The organism is Rhizobium sp. CFBP 13726, assembly GCF_014841925.1.
Taxonomy (GTDB): Bacteria; Pseudomonadota; Alphaproteobacteria; order Rhizobiales; family Rhizobiaceae; genus Neorhizobium; species Neorhizobium soli.
The window spans coordinates 179,758-202,097 of the sequence record NZ_JACYUU010000004.1 but is presented as its reverse complement, the minus strand read 5'-3'; the positions used below and the strand labels follow the sequence as shown (position 1 = coordinate 202,097).

Here is a 22,340-nt window from a genome sequence, read left to right as displayed (position 1 = left end):
ACGGCGTTTATCGTCGCGGAAACAGGAACCGTTTTACCCGCGAGCGCAAAGATCAGGGCTTGCAGGTCTGTACAGCGCCAGGGAGCGTGCACCAGTCGGCATACCAGGTGTCGAACAGCGTCAGCTGGGCTTCCACATAGCCGCGCTGGCTGTCGCTGAGCACGTCCGTTTCGATGAAGTTCAGCGCATATTCTGCGTCGCCCTTCAGGACCATCATGTGCTTGAAGTAGAGAACCAGATCCGGGCCTTCATCGAAGGAGGAAAGCACGCCGAGCGCTTCTTCCAGTTCCTTGGCGCGCAAGCGTGCATCCGCGTTACCCGTGGCCGCGGCTTTCGCGAGGTTGCACAGATGCAGCACTTCCCTGGGAAGAACGTTGCCGATGCCTGTAATGGCGCCGGTTGCGCCGCAATTGACGTAGCCGTGGTAGACGGCCGTATCGACGCCGATCATCAAAGAAACGTCGTCATCGCGGCTGGTAATGGTTTCGGCCGCATAGCGCATGTCGGCCGGACCGCCGAATTCCTTGAAACCAACAAGGTTCGGGTGTTCCGCGCGAAGCGCGAAAAACAGATCGGCGCGCGTGGCGAAGCCGTAATAGGGGCTGTTGTAGATGACCGCAGGCAGGTCCGGTGCCGCGGACAGGATTGCCTTGAAATGTGCCTTCTGGGCAGCGATCACGGAGCCGCGCGACAGAACACGCGGGATGACCATGAGACCATTTGCGCCGACCTTCTGGGCGTGTGCGGCAAGCGCGACGGCAGATGCGGAGTTGATCGCGCCCGTGCCGACAATCACGGGGATGCCAGCCTCAACCAGACGCGAGACGCCTTCCATGCGCTGCGCATCGGTGAGCAGGGGCCAGTCACCCATGGATCCGCAATAGACCACTGCCGACATGCCCGTTTCGATCAACTGCTGTGCCTTACGGACCAGCGCGTCAAAATCCGGCATGCGGTTTGCGGTGCACGGTGTCATCAGCGCCGGAACGACGCCCGAAAATATGCTTGCAGTCACGGGAAGCTCCTTCGTTTCGGCGCACGGAAACGCGCCCCTGTCCCTATCGACGAGCAGCATAGCGTCTTCTTCAATCTTGTCGACAAGAAAAATACAATGACCTACAGGAGGATGTCGAGCCTGTCATGGCGGGTCAGCAACCGCTCGATCTGGGCTTCGATCTGCTCACTGTGAGCACGGCCGAGCCTGTCCGCGGCCTCCACGTCTCGCGCTTCGATCGCCGCGATGATTTCCTCGTGTTCGTCCACAAAGCGGGATGGCAGCCGATCATCATAGGATTGGTAGTAGAGACGCAGCATTCTCCGCCCTTCGCCCAGCAGACGCTCAAAGAAGCGCGCATAGTATTCATTGCGGCCAGCCGCAGCGATCGCCGCGTGAAAGTCCGCATTGGTTGCGATCATGGCCAAGGCGTCCTGGGCTTCGACAGCCGCTTTGAATTCTGCCTGATGAGCTCGAATGCTGTCGAGGTCACCTGCCTTGTGGTGCTGCGCGGCGAGCCTCGTCGTGACCCGGTACATCAAACCCAGCGCATCGAAATAGGCGTGCATGCCGAGAAAGTCGATGTTCGACACCATGGTCGACCGGTTCGGCAGGGTCTCGATCAGCCCCTCTCCGGCAAGCCGCACCAGAGCTTCACGGATCGGCGTGCGCGACATGCCGAACCGCGTTGCCAGTTGAACTTCGTCGATCGCACTTCCAGGGGCGAGGCGAAGATCAAGGATTTCATCCCGCAAGAGGTCATAGACCTGCCTCGCGCCGGATCCCCTCTTGCGCTCCAGCGCATGATTTTGATTGCTGTCGTCCATGCCGGCACCCACAAAGTTTTTATCTGTCATTCATGCACTACTGCATCCTCTCCTCGTCGTCAGCCCGTCCGGCAATTCGAACGAAAGTCTTGACGACCGTCGCCAGCAGCATATTCATCGCCCAACGCTACCGCTACGCCAACTGCGCACGCTCAAAGATCTCACCCCTCGCGTAGGCCCCGCCCGCCGAACAGCGCTTTCAGGAAAGTCCCAGCATGAGTGCCCCTGCCTACATATCGTTCGAACAGTCGCTTGCCGGTTTTGACAATATTGCTGCCGCGGTTCCGCCGATCTCGAAGGAGGAACTGAACGCGCGCATAGCCAAGCTGCAGGGGCTGATGCGCGACGGAGGCGTCAAGGCGGTCTATCTAGATACATCGACGAGCCTCACCTATTTTACCGCCATGACGCTCGGGGCGAGCGAACGCATGCATGGTGCGATCATCCCTTCGCGCGGCGCTCCGATCTATATCAGCCCAGCCTTCGAGGAGCCGAAGACCCAGACGCTAATCACGATCCCCGGCGAGATCGGGGTCTGGGAGGAGCATGAGGATCCGGCCCGTTTGGTCGCTGACCTGATCTGCAGCCTTGCCGCAGACGGGAACATTCTGGCCTTCGATCCGGCGACGCCGTTCGCATTTTCCAGCCCAATCACCACGCATCTCGGCGACCGCCTGACGGTTACCGGCGCCAAGGACTTGATTGCCCAGTGCCGGCAGATCAAGTCGGCGAACGAGATTGCGATCATCCAGGCCGCGATGACCGCGAGCCTTCGTGTTCACAAGGCCGTCTGGGAAGGTCTCTACGAGGGCGTGAAGACAACGGAAGTCACCGATTTCATTGCCGCTGCGCATGCCAAGCTCGGCATGAAACACATCTTTGCCGCCGCGCAGTTCGGCGAAGCGACCGCCTATCCGCACGGCGTTCCCTATGCGCAGACGCTGAAGGCGGGCGACATGGTGCTGATCGATCTCGGCGCGCATATCCACCGCTACTGCTCTGATATCACCCGCACTTATGTCTTCGGAGAGCCGACGGAACGGCAGCGCGAGATCTGGTCGCTCGAACAGAAAGCCCATCGCGCCGCCTTTGACGCGGCAAAGATCGGGATCGCCTGCGAAGAGGTTGATTTTGCCGCCCGCAAGGTGCTGACCGATGCCGGCTACGGTCCCGACTATCAGGTTCCCGGCCTGCCGCACCGGACCGGACACGGGCTCGGCATGGACATGCACGAAGACCCCTACATCGTTCGCGGCAACAAGACACCTCTTGCTCGAGGCATGGTGTTTTCCGACGAACCGATGTTGGCACTCTACGGGGAATGCGGCGTCCGCCTGGAAGACATCATCTACATGACCAAAGAGGGGCCCGCCTTCTTCACGCAGCCGTCGTCCTCTCTCGAGCGGCCGTTTGATTGACTAGGCGAGTCTATCCGAGGGCGTGAGCCGGGGCCGGCGTCACCTGTGTCGGCCGGCGCAGCCTTCTAGCCAGTCGTCATCCTGCGCAGAACATTTGTTTTCCAATAGAACTGGTGGACAAGAGCGCCCAGCACATGGCCGGAGATCAGCACCCATAAGGCGACTTTGAGGACATCGGCATGCAGTTCCCCTGCACTGCCGTAGCCAAGATAGTATGCAGCCATGCCAGTCAACGGCATTGCGACGAGCAGAATGTAGAGCGCGGCATGCGCGGCTGTGGCAGCCATCCGAAAAATCGGGGGTTCCTGCGGCGGGGATGCCGGAACGCCACGGGTGAAGCGGAGGATCAGGCGAAGAACGACGAGAGCCAGAATAGAAACGCCCACATAGGCGTGAATATTGGCACTTGCCACTTGGTCGGCAGAGGCCATCCCGTCTCGCTCCATACTCCGGTTCCAGTCGCTCATGCCATCGGGCAGGACGAGGTTGAAAGTGACGAGCGCAGCGGTAAGCCAGTGCAGGACGCGTTGAGATACGGAAAATGATAGAGGTCTAGACGTTGTCATTGGTGATCCTTCCATCGTGGTTGTCTCAGACGTCGCATGGGGCGATCGGATGGTGAGCGTCGACGGGGCATTGGGTTTGATCATCGAGATCGCCTGGTGCGGGGACTTCCAGTCTCACACGCACCGTTTCATTCCTTCGGTTGTCAGGATGATCGACTAGAGGCCGAAGCTGACATTGAACTGAAGGCGCTCAGGGTCATTTCCCAACGCCTGCCTCCGCTGCCATGACGCGGTCTCGAAGCGTTTTGCGATTGCATCAGGTAGAGAGACCCAGCCGCCACGACGTCCCGTTCCGGACGGCCCGAACACCGTGCCGGTCGCCGTGGAAAGCTTCATCCGCGGGAGCCGTTGCGGTCACGGATAGAATTACACGGGGTGAAAGACCGATCATTCAAAGCGTATGCGAAAGCAGAAGAAAAACAGACGCCGTGTTCAGGGGAGTCAATCCAAAAGTTCGCGTAAGACCGTCGCGAGCTCCCGAGCAGTATGTGGTTTCCGCAACCATCGTCCTGACTGAGCCAGTTCTTTACCTGCGATGGTTGGCTCGGCGTATCCGGACGTGAACAGAACCTTTATCGTCGGCTTTGCCATCCTCACTTGATCCGCAAGCTCGTTGCCTGTCATGCCGCCTGGCATGACGATGTCGGTAAAGAGGAGCGAGATGTCATCGTGCTTTTGGAGAAGTTCGAGCGCCTGAATTCCAGTTGCTGCCTCGATGATTTGGTAGCCGAGGTCTGCAAGCCGTGCGACCACCACTCGACGCACCCTCGGATCGTCTTCGACGACCAAAAGCTTTTCCCGGCCTCGGGGCAACGGAGCGGTTTCTGCCGTGTCGAAATGCGTGATCTCTTCGTCAGCTTTTGACCGGGCGGAAGGCAGAAAGAGCCGGACGCTCGTTCCCTGCCCGGGCTCGCTGTAGAGCTGGATGTTTCCACCGGATTGCTTGGCAAAACCGTAGACCATACTCAAACCCAGACCTGTCCCGGCACCAAGGCCCTTCGTTGTGAAGAACGGGTCAAAAGCCTTCTCGCGAACCTCGGCCGTCATTCCCGAACCCGTGTCCGTTACTGAGATCAAGACAAAGTCACCAGTCCTTACCGACGGATAGGTTTTCGCGTAGTCAGCATCGAGTTTGACGCTGGAGATATCGATCGTCAGCCTTCCGCCTTTTGGCATAGCGTCGCGCGCATTTATCGCCAAATTCAGGATGGCATTCTGGAGCTGCGATCCGTCGACCGAAGCCTCGATGGCCGCGCCTGATATAACCGTGCGAAGCTCAACGGCTTCTCCAAGGGTTCTGCGTAACAGGTCCGAAAAGCCGCCGACGAGTTGCCCTATATCCACCGTTCTCGGATTGAGGCTTTGACGCCGTCCGAATGCGAGAAGCTGGCTTGTCAGTTTGGCACCGTCATCTGCCGCGCTTTGCGCCTCACGCAGAAGCACTCGAAGCTTTGGATCCTCAAGCTTGTTGTCGATCATTTCCAGATTGCCGCTGACCACGGTCAGAAGATTGTTGAAATCGTGAGCCAAACCGCCGGTCAGTTGGCCGATTGCCTCCATCTTCTGCGATTGGCGCAGTTCTTCCTCTATCTTGTGTCGGCTCGTCAGGTCCCGGATGAAGCCCGTAAAGATCCGCTTGTTGCGGGTTGCTGCTTCGCCCACCGAAAGCTCCATCGGAAAGGTCGAGCCGTCCTTGCGTCGTCCGGTCACAACCCGGCCATATCCGATGATGCGCCGTTCGCCGGTCGTCAGGTAATTGGAAATATAGCTATCGTGCGCCGCTCGGTCGGGGTCGGGCATCAAAACCTTGACATTCAGTCCGCAGACTTCTGCTGCCTTGTATCCGAACAGCCGTTCCGCAGCCGCGCTGAACGACGAGATGATGCCCGCTTCATCAATGACGACCATCCCGTCAGGAACGGTATCCAGGATAGAAAGCTGGTGGGCCTCGCGCTCGGCGACGGTTTCCTGCATCACTTTCATTGCCGTGACATCGTTGTTTGTCTGGACCACGACCTGCTCGGCCGAGCCCAGCGGCGACAGAAGAACCCAGTGGGTCGCAATGAAGAGAGGACGGCCATCCTTGTGGTGATGAATGACTTCGCCGCTCCAAGACTGCGCAGCCAAGAACCGGTTTCGTTGTTCTTCAACAGATTCAGGGAACTGCGTGCCGAGAAGCTCGTGAACCTCTTGGCCAACGGCCTCGATGCGTGACCATCCGTAGAGGTTTTCGCATCCTGCAGTCCAGCTGCGGATGATACCATCCGTTCCGTGAACAATGATGTTTGCCGCATCCAGCAAGCCTGTAACAGCAGAAAGCTGTCGTTCGAGCTCATCTCGACTGCCTCTATATGACATAGCTTTCCCATGATCGCACGCTCAGTGGGACCGTCCCCCGCGGACGATCGTTAACCGGGGCTCGCGGGAACGATCATCTTCATCTCCGGCCATCTGCGCAAGCAGAACCGGACGGCAGATCGTTATCGCGTTTCGAGCCGCCACACCGTCGATTTGGATGGCACCCTTGCCGATGAGCTTTGTCATGGTGCGCGAGACTGTTTCGATTGTCAGTCCAAGGTAATCGGCTATGTCCTGCCTCCCCATGGGAAGCTCCAGCGTGGTCCGGTTGCCTGAGGAAGCCGCTTGGCGCCGGAGTGTCGCCAGCAGAAAGGAACAAAGGCGTTCCTCCGCGTTCTTGGATGACAGGAGCACCATCTGATCCTGCGCTGCCGCCATCTCGTCGGAGACCAGAGCGAAGAGCTGTGGGCGCAAGTGATCACTCTCGGTCACCGCTGCATCGAACCGGCGTCGTGACAATCGCCTAAGGGTTACAGACGTCACCGCCTCGGCACTGTAGAGATAACGCCCGCCAAGCGAGATGCCGACGATATCGTTTGGATAGAGGAAGCCGGTAATCACGCGCCGTCCGTCGGCGATGATCCGAAAAATCCTCAAGGTACCTTCGAGAATTTCGAAAACATCGACCGCATCGTCGCTCTCAAAGAAAAGCGCTTTTCCCGCTGTCAAATGTTCAAACGGCTGCTTGCAGAACAGGCTGTGAAGGCTGGTTTGGTGATGGACTGCGTGAAGAGCAGTCGTCCCACTTTCATAATTCTGAGTTGTACTGAGCATAACCGTGCCTCCAATCTCGATGCGCGCAGTTGACTCGCGTGGCGTGACGGGCGGATGCTGTTTCCGTGACAATCTATGGAATTGCGTAACACATTGTAACAGGAGGGGATAATGGCGCGGCAAAATCCTGCGACAGCTCACATCCTCATCGTCGATGATGATGTGAGGATCACTCAAATGTTGAAGCGATATCTCAACGAAGAGGGCTATTTAACCAGCGAGGCCAAGGACGGTGAGGAGATGCGCCTGCAACTTGCGCACACGGAGGTCGATCTCATCCTGCTGGACGTCTCTTTGCCCGGAGGGGCCGATGGTTTTGATCTTGTTCGGGAGGTGCGAGCGGCGTCCGATACCCCGATCATCATGCTGACCGGTCGAAATGACGTTGTGGACCGGATCATCGGGCTTGAGATGGGCGCCGACGACTATCTCGCGAAGCCGTTTAACCTCAGGGAGCTGCACGCCAGGCTGAAAGCCATTCTGCGCCGGCGAAACGTGCAACCTTCCGAGCAGCAAGAGACCGACAAGATCGTCCATTTCGACCGCTGGGCTCTGAACCTTACGCGACGCGAGCTGTCATCAGCGGATGGCGAAGGTATCCATCTGACAACAGGCGAATACGACCTCCTTGCTGCCTTTGTGGCCCATCCAGGACGCGTGCTGTCGCGAGATTTCTTGCTAGAGGAAACAAAAGGGCGCCATCTCGATGCCTATGATCGGGCAATCGACGCTCAAATCGTCCGGATCCGGCGCAAGGTGGAGATCGACCCCAAACAGCCGCAAATAATTCGCTCCATCCGGGGCGTCGGCTACATGTTCGCCGCACGCGTCAGCGTGGCGAAGGTTGCTTAGAGGGCGATAGGTCATACGTTAAACCGGCCCGCGGCACCTTGAAAGTCGAGGTGTCGCCCAGAAGCCAGTGGTCGGTTTTGGCGACGGGCCAGACGTGGATGCGATTGCAACCTTCCTCTGCAGCGCGGCGTTTCGCATACTCCAACAAGCGCCCTGCCACACTGTGCTCATTGAGGAGACTTACGGACGCGAGAACAGGAACTTCCAGCTGTTTGCTCAAGCCACTTTGCGGGTTGACAAATACCAGGGAAATCCCGCGGACAACCCCTGCCGGGTCGATTACAGTAAGCCAATTTCTCCGGAGGTCTTCTGTGGAAGTCGCTGCCTGCCACTCGGCAAGATCAATGTTCGGAAAGAGATGCCGAACAATTGTGTAAGCACGAGCAACGTCCGAGGCTCGAAGTGCACTGACCGTATAGTCCGCATCCATCTCCATCCCCCCGTTGCACCGATAATCTTTGGTGGACCGGCTGAGCCTGCATTGACGGCGGTCAACGCAACGACTGCAGATGTCGAAGGGTCAGCGCGGGTGAAGAAAGACGCAATATGGACGCTGAAGCGCCTTCTTCAGCGCGTAGCGTGAAGATGGAAGGAGAGCGCAAGGATGTGCTTATCCATTCGCCCGATGAACCTGGAAGGCATGCCTGCTCGGAAATCAGGCGACGGTCTTCAACTGGTCCTCTGCCAACATCTGCTTCGCCACAAACGCCTGACCCGCAATGGCTCGACGATCAACGCCCCGTTGCATTGCGCTTTATCAATGAGAGCCGCACCATTCCGGGTGAAAGAGTTACCGGAGGCGAGCCACCGAGAACGACCGTTTTGAACACGCGGCCCCAAAGCCCAGCCATGCGGTCGCAGGACTACTGAATGATTGCCATTACAGCGCCGTGTCGAGCCGCGGGCTGCAAGAGGACGTGAAACAAGGACGCCTTTATGACGGACAAGCTTCTCCTCACCTTCAATGCCGGATCTTCATCCGTGAAAATCGGCATCTTCAGGGTGGACGGTGAAAGGCCTGAGCGGATCGGCAAAGCCGTGGTCGATTTTGCAAGCGACCCCGTGTCGCTGCATCTCAAGGAAGGTCCGGCGCAGTTCGAACTGTCGCTGGAAGGCGCTTCCGGCGACGATCTTGCCGGCCTGATGGACAAGGTGTTCGGGGAACTGAGTGCCCATTTCAATCTCGACGCCGTCACCTCCGCCGGTCACCGCATCGTCCATGGCGGCGACGTCTTCGACGGTCCCGTGGAACTGACGACCGCGACTGTTGCGAAGGTTCGGTCGTTGACGGCACTTGCGCCACTCCATCAGCCCCAGGCGCTGCGGATGATCGAAGCCGTCCGGCACCTGCGCCCTGATGTATTCCAGACCGGCTCCTTCGATACGACTTTCCATGCGACACAGTCCGACCTCGTGCGGCGTCTCGCAATTCCGCGCGCCTATCATGACGAGGGCATCAAGCGGTACGGCTTCCATGGACTGTCCTATCGCTACGTCGCCGGTGCACTGGCCGCCAAGGCGCCCGGTATTGCGGACGGCAAGGTCATCATCGCCCATCTGGGCAGCGGCGCCAGCCTCTGCGCCATCGAAAACGGTCTCAGCCGCGATTCCAGCATGGGCTTTTCGACGCTGGACGGAATCCCGATGGCAACGCGACCCGGCTGGCTTGATCCCGGTGTGCTGCTGCATTTTCTGGGGCCGCTCGGCAAGTCGGTCGAAGACGTGGAGGACATGCTCTACCACAAGTCCGGCCTGCTGGGTGTTTCAGGCCTTAGCGGCGATACGCGCGAGCTCCTGGAGAACGACAGTGAAGAAGCGCGGGAGGCAATCGATCTCTTCACACTGAGGATCGCCGGCGAGGTCGGGAGGCTTGCATCCACGCTCGGCGGGCTCGACGGCCTCGTCTTCACCGCCGGCATTGGCGAGAACCAACCGGAGATCCGCAGGCGTATTGCAGATCAGCTTTTGTGGCTGGGCGTAGATCTGGACGGTTCGGCCAATCAAAACAACGCGCCCACGATCAGCACCGCGGCAAGCCGCGTTGCCCTTCATGTCATCGCTACGGATGAAGAACAGATGATCGCAGAGGAGTGCCTGTCCGTTTTTCGCGCGAGGGAACATCCCGCCACCTGACGGCACCCCGGAGGCGTCGCTCCCAGTCACGACAGTAATTTTCGATCACTCGCCCTTTCAAAGGAGCAAGAAGATGCAGCTACGTAACAACCTGCCCGTCACGCCCGAGATCAGCACCGAGGAGCTGACGCTCATCGACCGCTATTGGCGGGCGGCAAACTATCTCTCCGTCGGGCAGATTTATCTTCTCGACAACCCACTGTTAAAGGAGCCCTTGAAGCCGGAGCATATCAAGGCACGGTTGCTCGGCCACTGGGGCACGACGCCCGGGCTCAACTTCATCTATGCGCATCTCAACCGGATGATCCGCAACCGCGATCTCAGCATGATCTATGTCTGCGGACCCGGCCATGGCGGTCCCGGCATGGTGGCGAGCACCTATCTCGAGGGCACCTATAGCGAAATCTATCCGGACATCTCCGAGGATGCCGAAGGTATGCGGAAACTGTTCCAGCAGTTTTCCTTCCCTGGCGGCATTCCGAGCCATGCGGCCCCGGAAACCCCGGGCTCGATCCATGAAGGCGGCGAACTCGGCTACGCTCTGGTGCATGCCTATGGCGCAGCCTTCGACAATCCCAACCTCATCGTCGCCTGCGTCGTCGGCGATGGCGAGGCAGAGACCGGACCGCTTTCCGCAAGCTGGCAGTCGAACAAGTTCCTGAACCCCGCCCGCGACGGTGCGGTGCTGCCGATCCTGCATCTGAACGGCTACAAGATCGCCAACCCAACGCTTCTCGGCCGCATGGCCGACGAAGACATCGAGCACCTTTTCCGCGGACACGGCTACGAACCGTTTTTCGTGGAGGGCCATGAGCCTGCCGATATGCACCGGCAGATGGCTGCGGCATTCGAGACGGTTTTCGATCGCATCCGCACGATACAGGCCGAAGCCCGCGACGGTACGGTGTCCGAAGGCTTCCCACGCTGGCCGATGATCGTGTTTCGCAGCCCCAAGGGCTGGACGGGACCAAAGGAAGTCGACGGCAAGAAGGTCGAGGGTTTCTGGCGCGCCCATCAAGTGCCGGTCTCCGGCTGCCGCGAGGACGACGGGCATCGCAAGGTCCTTGAGGACTGGATGCGGAGCTACAATCCGGACGATCTGTTCGACGCCAACGGCCGGCTGAAGGAGGAATTGCGGGCGCTATCGCCCGGCGGCGAACGCCGCATGGGTGCCAACCCCCACGCCAATGGCGGCCTTTTGCGCAAGGAACTCATCGTCCCCGACATCCGCGACTATGCGGTTCCCGTAAGGACGCGGGGCGCCGACATGGTGCAGACGACGGAGATCCTCGGGAAGTATCTGCGCGACGTAATGAAGCGCAACGACGCGAATTCGAACTTCCGCATCTTTGGTCCGGACGAAACGGAATCGAACCGGCTCGGCAATGTCTTTGCGGTCACCGACCGCGTCTGGATGGAGAAGATCGAGCCCTACGACGTGCATCTGTCCCGCGACGGCCGGGTGATGGAGGTGCTTTCAGAGCATCTTTGCCAGGGCTGGCTGGAAGGTTATCTGCTGACCGGCAGGCATGGCCTCTTCTCCTGCTACGAGGCCTTCATCCACATCATCGATTCAATGTTCAACCAGCACGCCAAGTGGCTGAAAGTGTCGAGTGAACTGCCATGGCGCAAGCCCGTCTCCTCGCTCAACTACCTGCTCACCTCGCATGTCTGGCGGCAGGACCATAACGGCTTTTCCCACCAGGACCCGGGCTTCCTCGATCTCGTTGCCAACAAGAAGGCGGATATCGTGCGCATCTACCTGCCGCCGGATGCCAATACTCTGTTGTGGATCGGCGATCACTGCCTCAAGACCTGGGACCGCGTCAACGTGATCGTTGCCGGCAAACAGCCTGAACCGCAATGGCTGACAATGGACGAAGCGAACCGGCATTGCGAGGCCGGCATCGGCATCTGGGACTGGGCTGGCAACGAGGACGGTGCGGTCGAACCCGACGTGGTGATGGCCTGCGCCGGTGACGTGCCGACGCTCGAGACGCTGGCGGCGGTTTGCCTGCTGCGGGACGCGATCCCGGAACTCAGCATCCGCGTCGTCAATGTCGTCGACCTGCTCGCCCTGCAATCGCAGGACCAGCATCCCCATGGTCTCTCAGACGAGATGTTCGATCGTCTGTTCACCACCGACAGGCCGGTGATCTTCGCCTATCACGGTTACCCCTACCTCATCCACCGGCTGACCTACAAACGCACCAACCACCAGAACATCCATGTTCGAGGCTTCATCGAAGAAGGCACGACGACAACTCCATTCGACATGACGGTGCTGAACGAACTCGATCGCTTCCATCTCGCGATCGAGGCGATCGAACGCGTACCCGGTTTGAAGGACAAGGCAGGCAGCGTGATCGCGATGCTTGAGGACAAGCTGGCGGAACACACACGCTATGTCCGCGAACATGGCGAGGACATGCCGGAAATTCGCGACTGGAAATGGAAAGCCTCCAAGACGGTCGGATAAGAGGCCGGGCATCAAACGAAGCAGCCCGACCTATCACGCTCGGGCTGCTTTGAGCGGAAGCACCAAGTCCGCTTGACCACGATCAATGCCCTTTCCTGCGAGTGGAAGTATATCCGGTCTCACACTTAAAACTCGGGGACACGATGACGACATTCTCATTTGAGCAGCGGGAGCAGCGCGAGACGAAGTTCAAGGCGATCCTCCTCCAACGACAGCAGTATCTGCAAACGCGCCTCGAAAAAATCGAGCATGACTTTGAACAACCTCGTAATCGCGACGACGACGATCGTGCGGTCGAACGCAACAACGACGAGGTTCTGGATGAGCTCGGCGAGGCGGGGCAAACGGAGCTGCTGGCGATCGAGGCCGCCCTTCACCGGGTAAAGGAAGGTACTTTCGGTATCTGCGCCAAATGCGGCAATGCCATCAGCGACCAACGTCTCGACGTCGTCCCGCACACGCCGTTCTGCCAATCCTGCGCACACGCGCTTCAGCATCTCTAGACCGGCCTATGGCGGCGTTACGGGCGAAGGCGTGAATTCCGGCAGTGGCTGCGTCTCGGGCGCCTTGCGTTGCGCAAGATCAAAGGTCTCCAGCATCGCATCTGTCAAAGTGAATAAAAGCTGCGAGAGGATTGTTTGATGTTGGTCAGGGACTTCATGACACAGAGGCCGATCTGCGTGTCGGCGAACACGAGTATCAAACATGCGATCCAGCTGATGCTCGATCACAAGGTCAGCGGTCTGCCGGTGATCAGCGACGATGGTCAAGTCGTCGGGATGCTGACGGAAGGCGATCTCTTGAGTCGGAGCGTCTTCAATCTCGGCCCGCAGTCTCCACCGAAAGACCCTGACGATAGTTTCTTCGAAAATTACGTGCGAGCGCACGGCACCACCGTGGCAGATTCCATGACAAAGGACGTTATCTCCGTCTCGCCACAACAATCGCTTGCGGATGTTGCAGCGCTTGTCAGGACGCATGGTATCAAACGGTTGCCCGTTCTTCAGTCGGAAAGGCTCGTGGGGATCATCAGTCGGAGCAATATCATACGGGCCGTGACTGCAAACCGCGATGCGGTGGCAAAAGGAGATGTCGCGTTGCGGCTTGCAGTTTTGACGCGGCTGCGCTCGGAGCTCGGCCTCGAGCCAGAGCGACTTACAGTTGAGGTCAGGAATTCGATCGTCGAGATCTTCGGCCCTGTCCCCTCGCCTGCGCAAAGGCGTGCCATGCAAGTCGTCGCAGAAAGCGTTGCTGGTGTAGCCGGCCTGATTTTCGAAACCAACTGCGTTGAGACACTGGACCACTGACGCGACGTTTGCCTTGTCCAACGCCTTTCGGTTGTCCAAATAGGCAGGCGTAGGCGGCGACCGCCCCTCAAAACGAAGACGACCATGCGCGAGCGATTTCGTACGGTCCGCCTGCGCAGGCACTGTTCGGCTCAAAATCCTGGAGGTGAGACTGGCATCTCCGGTAGTCCGACAACCAGAATCTGATCGATCACCTTGGTGACACCCAGAGTGTTCTCAGCCGCGACCCGCGCAGCCGTCTTCTCGCGTGCATCCAGTACCCTGCCTTCAAGTGTGACCACAGTCGCGTCGACGGCCACCGTGATGGTGTCACCCCACCGTTGCCGGTCATATTCAGCCTCAAGTCCGGCTTTGATATCCGCATCGATCCGATCGACGGCGGACGCTGACATCTGTCGGATCAGGGTGCGCATGATGTCGGCTCGCGTGACGATGCCGACGAGCTTGTTATTTTCGACAACCGGCAGGCGTTTGATGCCGCGATCGCCCATCAGGTTCGCGGCATCCTCGACGGTTATCCATGGCTCTACCGTGATCGCCGGCGAGGACATGACTTCGCTCACCTCTTTCCCGAAAGCTTTCGCGTAATCCTCCGCCAACGCACCGCGTGACGAAAACAGCCTACGCCATATCCCGGGCGAAGCCTGCGACCGAAGCTCCCCGCGTCGCAGGAAATCGCTTTCACTGATCACGCCCAGCACCTGCTCGTCATTATCGATTACCGGCAGACCGCTGAAGCCGCAATCCAACATGGTGTCGGCCGCCTCCCAGATCTTGGCGTCTGGGTGAACAGAAATCGGATCTGCCGTCATGATTGATTGCACGGTCTGCATGGTCTTTTCTCCCTCGTTGTCGGGAGGTTAAACCCGCGGCTCGGGCCGTCCTTGATCTTCATCAACGATCACCGCTTCGAGCGCCCCAGTCCGGGCAACGCGCGTGCGACGAGGCCGGTCTGAAGATAATGGACCTGTTGGGTCTCCCGAAAGCGCTTTCGTACCCATCGATTGACAAAGATCATCGCCATCTCTTCCGAGGCTTCTAGGCTTGCTTCATCCAAGACCTCTGAAATGATGGAGCCAACCATGTCGTTCAAAACTATTCTTGCTGTCGTCGGTGAACACGGCGCCAACGCCGATATTGCCAAGGCCATCGAGCTGACAATTGAGTCAGACGCGCATCTTTCGATCATGGTCATCGGCACGGCGTTGCAACCGATCACGTCCGACTATCCCGTGGGGACCGCCTGGCTTGAGCAACGGCAGGAAGAGATAAAGGCGCTGGTCAACGTCAAGACGGCCGCCGAGGCGCTGTGCAGCCAGAGCGCCATTTCCTTTGATATCGATCACTTTTACGACGACAATTTCATCCTTCAGAGCAATATCGGCGTACGCGCCATGTATGCCGACCTCGTCATTCTCGGCAACAGCGTCCGGCGCGAAAGAGGGTTGCGACGTCTTGTGGTCTCGGCTGCAGCCTTTGACGCCCGCACGCCGATCCTGCTGATCCCTTCCAAGGGCAACATCACTTTTCCGCCCAAAAATGTTCTTCTCGCCTGGAATTCCAGAGCGGAATCCGCAACAGCCGCCAAGGACGCACTGGATATTCTGAAACGAGCCGATGCCGTGCATGTCGTTCTCGTCGATCCGGATGGTGCCTACTTCAAAAACGGGGGCGAGCCTGGCGCAGACGTTGCCGCATTTCTCTCGCGACATGGCATAAAGGTTGTCGTCGAACAGCTGGCGAGCGGCGGCCGAGCAACGGAGGACATTCTCACGCAGCATGCATTGGAGACCGGCTGCGACATGATCGTCATGGGAGCCTACGGCCATTCGCGGCTGCATGAACGTATCTTCGGCGGTGTGACGGCAACCTTGCTGGAATCTTCGGATTTTCCGATATTCATGGCCCGATGAGCGGCTGTCACGCACAGTCTCCGAACCTTAGGCGCATCGGCTGCGGTCGGGCCTCTCGTTCCGTCCGGCGCGTTGACGGCCTCATGGCCGTCGCGCGCCCGATGGTTCTCGTGGTTCAGGGCTTGGTCCGTCCAGCACGTTCCCGCGTCGCTGACCCGGTCGATCCTATACAGATCGTCTCGGCGGCAACCGGGGTGGGAATACCACAATCTAAGATTGCAATCCTGATCATGCGATCGGTCCCTGGTAGCGGATCCCGGTGACGGTCCCCTGCCTTAACAACAGGCGCTTGAAGACGAGGATGACTATGCCCCTGGAACACTGGCTCCGGCCGTTACGGCCCCTTCTCGTCGCGGCCCCGATCATCGGGCTGACAATTGGATTGATCGCCTGGCACGGCGGATTTCAGGATCTCTATGTCACATCGCTGGCGCTTGCGACCGGCCTTGTCATGGTCGCCCTCGTTGCCCAGATCATCGCGCGGATTGGCGCCGGTGAAATCGGTCTGGATGTCATCGCGCTTCTCTCCATGGGCGGAGCCCTTCTTTTTGGCGAATACCTTGCGGCGACGATCGTGGCCTTGATGTATTCCGGCGGTCAATATCTCGAGAATGTCGCCGAGGGCAGAGCCCGACGGGAGATGACCGCGCTTCTTTCGCGTGCACCTCATGTGGCAACGAGGCGCCGTGAAAGCCAGATGGAGGAAGTGTCAGTCGATTCCATAGCAGTTGGCGACTGCCTTGTTGTTCGGCGTGGCGATCTGGTGCCGGTCGACGGTACCGTGAACGACGGGGAGGCTGTTCTTGACGAGTCCGCACTGACAGGCGAACCGCTGCCTGCCAAGAAACGCCCGGGCGATATCGTCATGAGCGGGGCCGCCAATGTCGGTGACCTCTTTAATATGACCGCCACAAAAGCAGCCTCCGACAGTACCTATGCGGGCATCTTGAAGCTTGTTGAGGCGACCCAGCAGAGCAAGGCGCCGATGGCCCGCATGGCAGACCGGTATGCGTTGGTCTTCCTGACCGTCACAATCGCAATCGCTTTGCTGGCTTGGTGGATTTCCGGGGATCCCGTCAGGTCCGTCGCTGTCCTCGTGGTCGCAACACCCTGCCCACTCATCCTCGCCGTACCGATCGCTTGGGCTGCTGGTGTCTCAAGGGCGGCAAGCTCCGGTCTTCTGATCAAGGGGGCAAAAATCCTTGAAGAGCTAAGCATGATCCGGACGCTGGTGCTCGACAAGACAGGGACGCTGACCGATGGCAGACCGACCCTGCGAGAAATTTCTACATCTTGGCCAGAGGACGAGTGTCTGCGCCTCGTCGCCTCGCTCGATCAGGCATCGAGTCACGTGGCCGCCAAGGCGCTGGTTGATGCAGCGCATGCCCGGAACTTGAGCCTTGTTTCGCCGGAACAGGTGAGCGAGGAACCCGGCGAAGGAATTGCCGGGACGGTTGGCGACAGAAAGGTTGCCATCGGTGGCATCAACTTCATCGCCTCGGCCTACGGCGTTGAAATCAACGACGCACACACACCAGGAACCATCGCCGCAGCGGTCGCGATCGACGGGAAATTTGCCGGCATCTTGTTGTTTTCGGATCAACTCAGGGCGGGAGCTGCTTCGGCGTTGAACGGTTTCAAGGCAATTGGGGTAACGCGGATCATTCTGGCCACGGGCGACCGCGCGATTGTCGCACGCCAAATCACCGCCGGCCTGCCTTTCGATGAGGTCAGAGCCGACCTCTCGCCAGGCCAAAAGATCGACATCGTCAAGGATGAAAAGACACGCGCGCCGGTGATGATGATCGGCGATGGCGTGAATGACGCGCCTGCCCTTGCTGCAGCGAATATCGGACTTGCCATGGGTGCGCATGGCTCAGCTGCCGCCATCGAGTCGGCCGATGCGGTTCTGTTGGTCGAGAGGCTCGACAGGATTGTGGAGGGCATCGCGATTGCGCACGCCTGTCGACGGATCGCGCTACAGAGTGTTTTTGCGGGCATCGGTCTATCGGTAGGCGCGATGATCCTCGCCGCAGCGGGGTATTTGACGCCGGTGCAAGGAGCACTGTTTCAGGAAATCATCGATATCGCCGTCATCCTCAACGCCCTGCGTGCCCTAAGAATCCGACCTTCCGCCTCGCGTCTGTCATAACGCGATTGGCGTCGCGCCTGTCTATTCTACCGCCACTGCTTGGTTTGGCTTGGATCGACGACCCGATCTACAGAGGCGGCAGTTCTCAGCTGCTCTCACCTTCAATCAGGTCCATGGGCCATACCAAACGTTTGACGGCATCAGGGTAGTGCAGCTTGTATTCCGGCATGACAGATAACAGACCCTCGGCAAGGCTTATGCCGAGATCGCGAAGAGAAAGACTGAAGCAGGTCAGGCTTGGTTTGAGAAACTGGGCCTGCGGGCTCTGCCGCCCGATGATGGCGATGTCCTTGCCGGGCATCAGCCCGACCTCTTCCAGCCCACGGTAGAGCCCGGTCACCAACGTCTCGTTGACAAGGACAACAGCCGTCGGACGGGTTTCGCAGTCCATGATCTGACGAGCCACGCCATAGCCACCCGTTTCGCTCGGCGTGGCACGAAAAATGTGCTCCGGCGAAAGCGACAGATTGTGCCGGGCAAGAACCTCCTGAGATCGGTGAACGAACAGATGGCCGAGGTTCAGATCACCATTCGGCCAGATCAGGCCGATGTGCCGGTGACCGCTTTTCACAAGCCGCTCGATGGCGACCTCCGCCATGCCCTCGAAATCCAGATCGATCCAAGGCTGGCCGACATCGGTCTGGCTTCGCCCCAAGGTGATGAAGGGAATATTGTGGCGAGCGAGCAGTTCGAAACGCGCATCGTGGAGACGGGTGGCAGAGAGAATGACAGCATCCGCGAAGCCACGCGCGACGACGCGCTGAAGATAGGCGTCCGGGTCTTGGTCGGATGAACACAGCAGCGCGACGAGATCAAGCTTGTGACGGGCAAGGACGGTTTGCACGCCGTCAAAGACACTCATAAAGAACGTGTCGCCCTGGCCTGTAATTTCGGGTCCCGTCTGCATCATAAAGCCGATGACGCCTGTCGAACCCTTGCGCAGAGAACGCCCCGACTGGTTGGCGACATAGCCCAATCTGGTGGCCGCTTCGAGAACCCGGCGCCGCGTCTCCTCATTCACGTCCGCCTTCCCGTTCAAGGCGCGGGACACAGTTCCTATTGATATATCTAGATAATTTGCCAGCTGGCGAATGCCCTTCATGAACTGCCTTTCCGCGGACCCGAATGCGTCGCCCAAAACAATATTGACAAATTCTGTCTCCTGTCCATACTACCGTAAACGTTTACGGAAAATCGGAAGAGGAGTTTCGGTTTCCGTAAGGAGGAGGATACCAGTGACATACAATGCTGTTTTGTGTGGATGCGGAGCTATGGCCAAAGGCTGGCTCCGGGCGGTGCGGGACACGCCCCACATCAAAGATGCCATAGAAATCGTTGGCCTCGTTGATCTCGACCGAGCGACAGCTGAGGCGCTTGCAACCGAATTCAACCTTCAACAAGCGGTTATCGGGACGGATCTGGAAGTTGTTCTCGCGGAGACCAGGCCAGACATCCTGTTGGATGTCGTCATCCCCAACGCTCGCCATTCGGTGGTCAGCGCCGGCCTCGCCCATGGCTGCCACGTCTTAAGCGAAAAGCCGATGGCAACCTCCATGGAGGAAGCGCAGGATCTGCGCCGTGCCGCCAGCGCAGCGGGTCGTATTCATGCCGTCGTTCAGAACCGACGTTTCATTGCAGGCGTCCGCCGCATGCGTCGTCTGGTCGAAAGCGGCGCGATCGGCGAGGTCACGGGCATTCATTCCGATTTCTTCCTCGGCCCACATTTCGGTGGCTTTCGAGAAGAGATGGAGAATGTCCTGCTCCTCGACATGGCGATCCATACGTTTGATGCAGCGCGTTTCGTGTCCGGCAAGGCGCCCCTCTCGGTCTATTGCGTTGAAACCAATCCGACCGGCTCATGGTACGCCCATGGCGCTGCGGCCAATGCGATTTTCCGTTTCTCGGACGATGTGGTCTTTACCTATCGAGGTTCCTGGTGTGCCGAAGGCGAGCGCACCAGCTGGGAAAGCGCGTGGCGCATTGTCGGCTCGAAAGGCATGCTGACCTGGGATGGCGAAGATACGTTTAGGGCTGCCGTTGCCGGGAACGATCCCGGCCTCCTCCCGGGCTTTACGTCAATCGACGTCCCTGCCCCTGCCAGAGACGAGGAAACCCACGGCCACGCCAGCGTGATCGCCGATTTCCTCGATGCCATCAGCACCGGGCGCGAACCCGAAACAGTCAACCACGACAATATCAAAAGTCTGGCCATGGTGCTTGGCGCCATCGAAAGCGCCAAGTCGGGCCAATCCGTCGACATTTCAGCATAGGGACCGTGACATTGATCAACCAGCAGGAAAAATCCATTCGCATCGGCACCATGGTCAGCGCCTCGAAGGGGCAGGCTGCAGAACGCATTTCGCAGATCGCCGACATGGGGTTTGAAAGTTTCGAGCCCTTTTTCTGGCAGACGACCAATGGTCAGGACATTGCCGAGCTCGGCAAGCGCTGCCGCGAGGCGATTGGAGATCGCGACATTACGATGTCGACACTTGGCATGTTCGGTAACCCGCTCGAAGAGACCGACATGGACCTTCAGACGTTGCAGGGTTGGAAGGATTGCATCGACAACGCCCACCATTTTGGAGCGACGTGCGTTGCCGGCTTTACTGGCCGCATCCGCAACAAGCCCCTGCCCGACAGCCTTCCACGTTACAAGCAGATTTGGAGTGAGCTGGCCAAGCGGGCGGCGGACAAGGGTGTGAAAATCGCTTTTGAGAACTGCGCCATGGACGGCAACTGGGCGACGGGCGACTGGAATATCGCTCACAATCCGGATGCCTGGGAGCTGATGTTCAACGAGACCCCCGATGACAATATCGGGCTTGAGTGGGAACCCTGCCATCAGATGGTCTACCTCATCGACCCACTGCCGCAGATCCGCAAATGGGCTTCGAAGATCTTTCACGTCCACGGCAAGGATGCGACCATTCGGTGGGACGTCATTCGCGAACATGGCATTTTCGGCAAACATCCGTTCGTTTTGATGCGCACACCCGGTTTCGGCGACAGCAACTGGACGGACATCATCTCCGAGCTGCGACTGGCGGGCTGGTCCGGCTCCATCGACATCGAAGGCTGGCACGACCCGGTCTATCGGGATGGGCTGGAGATGACCGGACAGGTTCACGGTCTCAATCACCTGAAACAGGCGCGCGGCGGCGATTTCGTCGTCGACCCGGTTTAGATCGTTCAATGTTGGCGCGGCAAGGAGGAGGCCGCGCCGCGCGAAAGTGCATTCCGGAGAACCACAAAGGAGGACAAAATGGGTATCCGAACATATACGATCGCCATCGCTACGGCGTTTGCAGCAACTGCATCGCTCTTTGCGCTCAGCGCTCAGGCAGAAGACGTCAAGCTGACGCTATGGTCGCTCGACCGAGACATTCAGCCCGCCCCCAATCTCATCAAGGAATTCAACGCGCAGAAGAACGGCATCCAGATCGAATATCGCCAGATTCAGTTCGACGATGTGGTCAGCGAGGCGATGCGAGCCTATTCGACCGGTAAAGCACCTGACATTATCGCAATCGACAATCCAAATCATGCCATGTTTGCGTCCCGCAAGGCATTTCTGGACCTCACCGACATGATTGCCGGTTCAAGCACGATCAAGCCGGAAAACTACTTTCCCGGCCCGCTCGCCTCCGCCACCTGGGACGGAAAATATTACGGCGTGCCGAAAGCGACCAATACGATCGCGCTTTATTACAACAAGGACCTGTTCAAGGCCGCTGGTCTGGATCCGGAAAAGCCGCCGCAGACCTGGGACGAGTTGCTCGAGACCGCCAAGAAGCTGACCGACCCATCCAAGAATGTTTACGGCATCACCTTCTCGGCCAAAGCCAATGAGGAAGGCACGTTCCAGTTCCTGCCCTGGGCACAGATGGGCGGCGCCACCTACAAGTCCATCAACAGTGATGGGGCTGTCCGGGCGCTGACGATCTGGAAGCAATTGCTCGACGGCAAAATGACATCTCCGGACACGTTGACGCGCAGCCAGTGGGATTCCACGGCAACCTTCAATGCGGGCAATGCGGCGATGGCGATATCCGGACCTTGGGAAATCGACCGCATGGTGACCGATGCCAAGTTTGACTGGGGAACCGCGCTCTTGCCGGTGCCGCAGGAAGGTGCCGAGCGCTCTTCCGCTATGGGCGACTACAACTGGGCGATTTTCTCCAATACCAAACATCCGGAAGAGGCGTTCAAGGCGCTTGAGTTTTTCGCCTCCAAAGACGTCACCATGTACAAGGATTTCGGCCAGATCCCTGCCCGTTCCGACCTGCCGATCCCGCCGACCGGAAATGCGCTCAAGGATGCGGCCCTCAAGACCTTCGTGGAACAGCTGAAATATGCCAAGCCACGCGGCCCTTCGCCAGAATGGCCGAAGATTTCCAAGGCAATTCAAGATGCCGTCCAGGCGGCGCTGACCGGACAGATGGAGCCTAAGGCCGCGCTCGATCAGGCTGCAGAGAAGATCAAGCTTATCGAAGGCTGAGGCAGGACTGCCTTTCTCAGGAGCCGATGGCACTCGTGCCATCCACCTTTTCCTCCCGGAAGGAGC

The 22,340-nt window shown here is 58.9% G+C and carries 18 protein-coding genes; 11 read left to right on the top strand and 7 right to left on the bottom strand.

Annotated elements, in window-relative coordinates:
- Positions 1 to 52: 52 nt before the first annotated feature.
- Positions 53 to 1,015, bottom strand: coding sequence for a dihydrodipicolinate synthase family protein (locus tag IFT66_RS17735; RefSeq protein ID WP_192078392.1), 963 nt, complete (start codon positions 1,013 to 1,015; stop codon positions 53 to 55).
- Between the two features lie 101 nt (positions 1,016 to 1,116).
- Positions 1,117 to 1,821, bottom strand: coding sequence for a GntR family transcriptional regulator (locus IFT66_RS17730; protein ID WP_192078562.1), 705 nt, complete (start codon positions 1,819 to 1,821; stop codon positions 1,117 to 1,119).
- Between the two features lie 215 nt (positions 1,822 to 2,036).
- Between IFT66_RS17730 and IFT66_RS17725 the strand changes: the two genes are divergently transcribed.
- Positions 2,037 to 3,239, top strand: a complete 1,203-nt coding sequence (locus tag IFT66_RS17725; protein ID WP_192078391.1) for a M24 family metallopeptidase — start codon at positions 2,037 to 2,039, stop codon at positions 3,237 to 3,239.
- 65 nt (positions 3,240 to 3,304) lie between these two features.
- Here the strand turns inward: IFT66_RS17725 and IFT66_RS17720 are convergent, their stop codons facing one another.
- The 3 genes from IFT66_RS17720 to IFT66_RS17710 form a co-directional block, all read right to left on the bottom strand.
- Entirely contained in the window at positions 3,305 to 3,805 is a 501-nt protein-coding gene (locus tag IFT66_RS17720) for a cytochrome b (RefSeq protein ID WP_062460500.1), read from the bottom strand.
- 441 nt (positions 3,806 to 4,246) lie between these two features.
- Positions 4,247 to 6,163 (bottom strand): hybrid sensor histidine kinase/response regulator, encoded by a 1,917-nt coding sequence (locus IFT66_RS17715; RefSeq protein WP_092662917.1) that lies wholly within the window; start codon positions 6,161 to 6,163, stop codon positions 4,247 to 4,249.
- A gap of 21 nt (positions 6,164 to 6,184) precedes the next feature.
- Positions 6,185 to 7,009, bottom strand: a complete 825-nt coding sequence (locus IFT66_RS17710) for a Crp/Fnr family transcriptional regulator (RefSeq protein ID WP_244473959.1) — start codon at positions 7,007 to 7,009, stop codon at positions 6,185 to 6,187.
- A 39-nt stretch (positions 7,010 to 7,048) separates the two neighbouring features.
- Here IFT66_RS17710 and IFT66_RS17705 point away from each other — a divergent pair, with 39 nt between their 5' ends.
- From IFT66_RS17705 to IFT66_RS17685, 5 genes are all read left to right on the top strand, one after another.
- Entirely contained in the window at positions 7,049 to 7,789 is a 741-nt protein-coding gene (locus IFT66_RS17705; protein ID WP_192078390.1) for a response regulator, read from the top strand.
- A gap of 936 nt (positions 7,790 to 8,725) precedes the next feature.
- Complete coding sequence (locus IFT66_RS17700) at positions 8,726 to 9,922, top strand: acetate/propionate family kinase (protein ID WP_192078389.1); 1,197 nt, start codon at positions 8,726 to 8,728, stop codon at positions 9,920 to 9,922.
- Positions 9,923 to 9,995: 73 nt separating this feature from the next.
- On the top strand, positions 9,996 to 12,401 hold the full coding sequence (locus tag IFT66_RS17695) for a phosphoketolase family protein (RefSeq protein ID WP_192078388.1): 2,406 nt from the start codon (positions 9,996 to 9,998) through the stop codon (positions 12,399 to 12,401).
- 143 nt (positions 12,402 to 12,544) lie between these two features.
- Positions 12,545 to 12,904, top strand: a complete 360-nt coding sequence (locus IFT66_RS17690; protein ID WP_092662907.1) for a TraR/DksA family transcriptional regulator — start codon at positions 12,545 to 12,547, stop codon at positions 12,902 to 12,904.
- Between the two features lie 138 nt (positions 12,905 to 13,042).
- On the top strand, positions 13,043 to 13,708 hold the full coding sequence (locus tag IFT66_RS17685) for a CBS domain-containing protein (protein ID WP_192078387.1): 666 nt from the start codon (positions 13,043 to 13,045) through the stop codon (positions 13,706 to 13,708).
- A 131-nt stretch (positions 13,709 to 13,839) separates the two neighbouring features.
- Here IFT66_RS17685 and IFT66_RS17680 read toward each other — a convergent pair whose 3' ends face one another.
- On the bottom strand, positions 13,840 to 14,541 hold the full coding sequence (locus tag IFT66_RS17680) for a CBS domain-containing protein (RefSeq protein WP_192078386.1): 702 nt from the start codon (positions 14,539 to 14,541) through the stop codon (positions 13,840 to 13,842).
- 249 nt (positions 14,542 to 14,790) lie between these two features.
- Between IFT66_RS17680 and IFT66_RS17675 the strand changes: the two genes are divergently transcribed.
- Positions 14,791 to 15,621 (top strand): universal stress protein, encoded by an 831-nt coding sequence (locus IFT66_RS17675; protein ID WP_092662899.1) that lies wholly within the window; start codon positions 14,791 to 14,793, stop codon positions 15,619 to 15,621.
- Positions 15,622 to 15,922: 301 nt separating this feature from the next.
- Positions 15,923 to 17,773, top strand: a complete 1,851-nt coding sequence (locus IFT66_RS17670; RefSeq protein WP_249406485.1) for a heavy metal translocating P-type ATPase — start codon at positions 15,923 to 15,925, stop codon at positions 17,771 to 17,773.
- A gap of 85 nt (positions 17,774 to 17,858) precedes the next feature.
- On the opposite strand, the gene IFT66_RS17665 is transcribed toward IFT66_RS17670, so the two are convergent.
- Positions 17,859 to 18,875 carry a LacI family DNA-binding transcriptional regulator gene (locus tag IFT66_RS17665; RefSeq protein WP_062577848.1) on the bottom strand — a complete coding sequence of 339 codons (1,017 nt, stop codon included), beginning with the start codon at positions 18,873 to 18,875 and terminating at the stop codon, positions 17,859 to 17,861.
- A 133-nt stretch (positions 18,876 to 19,008) separates the two neighbouring features.
- Between IFT66_RS17665 and IFT66_RS17660 the strand changes: the two genes are divergently transcribed.
- The 3 genes from IFT66_RS17660 to IFT66_RS17650 all read left to right on the top strand — a co-directional run bounded on the left by IFT66_RS17660 (position 19,009) and on the right by IFT66_RS17650 (position 22,274).
- Complete coding sequence (locus tag IFT66_RS17660; RefSeq protein WP_174197920.1) at positions 19,009 to 20,043, top strand: Gfo/Idh/MocA family protein; 1,035 nt, start codon at positions 19,009 to 19,011, stop codon at positions 20,041 to 20,043.
- A gap of 50 nt (positions 20,044 to 20,093) precedes the next feature.
- Positions 20,094 to 20,960: a sugar phosphate isomerase/epimerase family protein gene (locus tag IFT66_RS17655; protein WP_197978140.1), complete on the top strand. Its 867-nt coding sequence runs from the start codon at positions 20,094 to 20,096 to the stop codon at positions 20,958 to 20,960.
- A gap of 78 nt (positions 20,961 to 21,038) precedes the next feature.
- On the top strand, positions 21,039 to 22,274 hold the full coding sequence (locus IFT66_RS17650; RefSeq protein ID WP_113111394.1) for an ABC transporter substrate-binding protein: 1,236 nt from the start codon (positions 21,039 to 21,041) through the stop codon (positions 22,272 to 22,274).
- Positions 22,275 to 22,340: the final 66 nt, after the last annotated feature.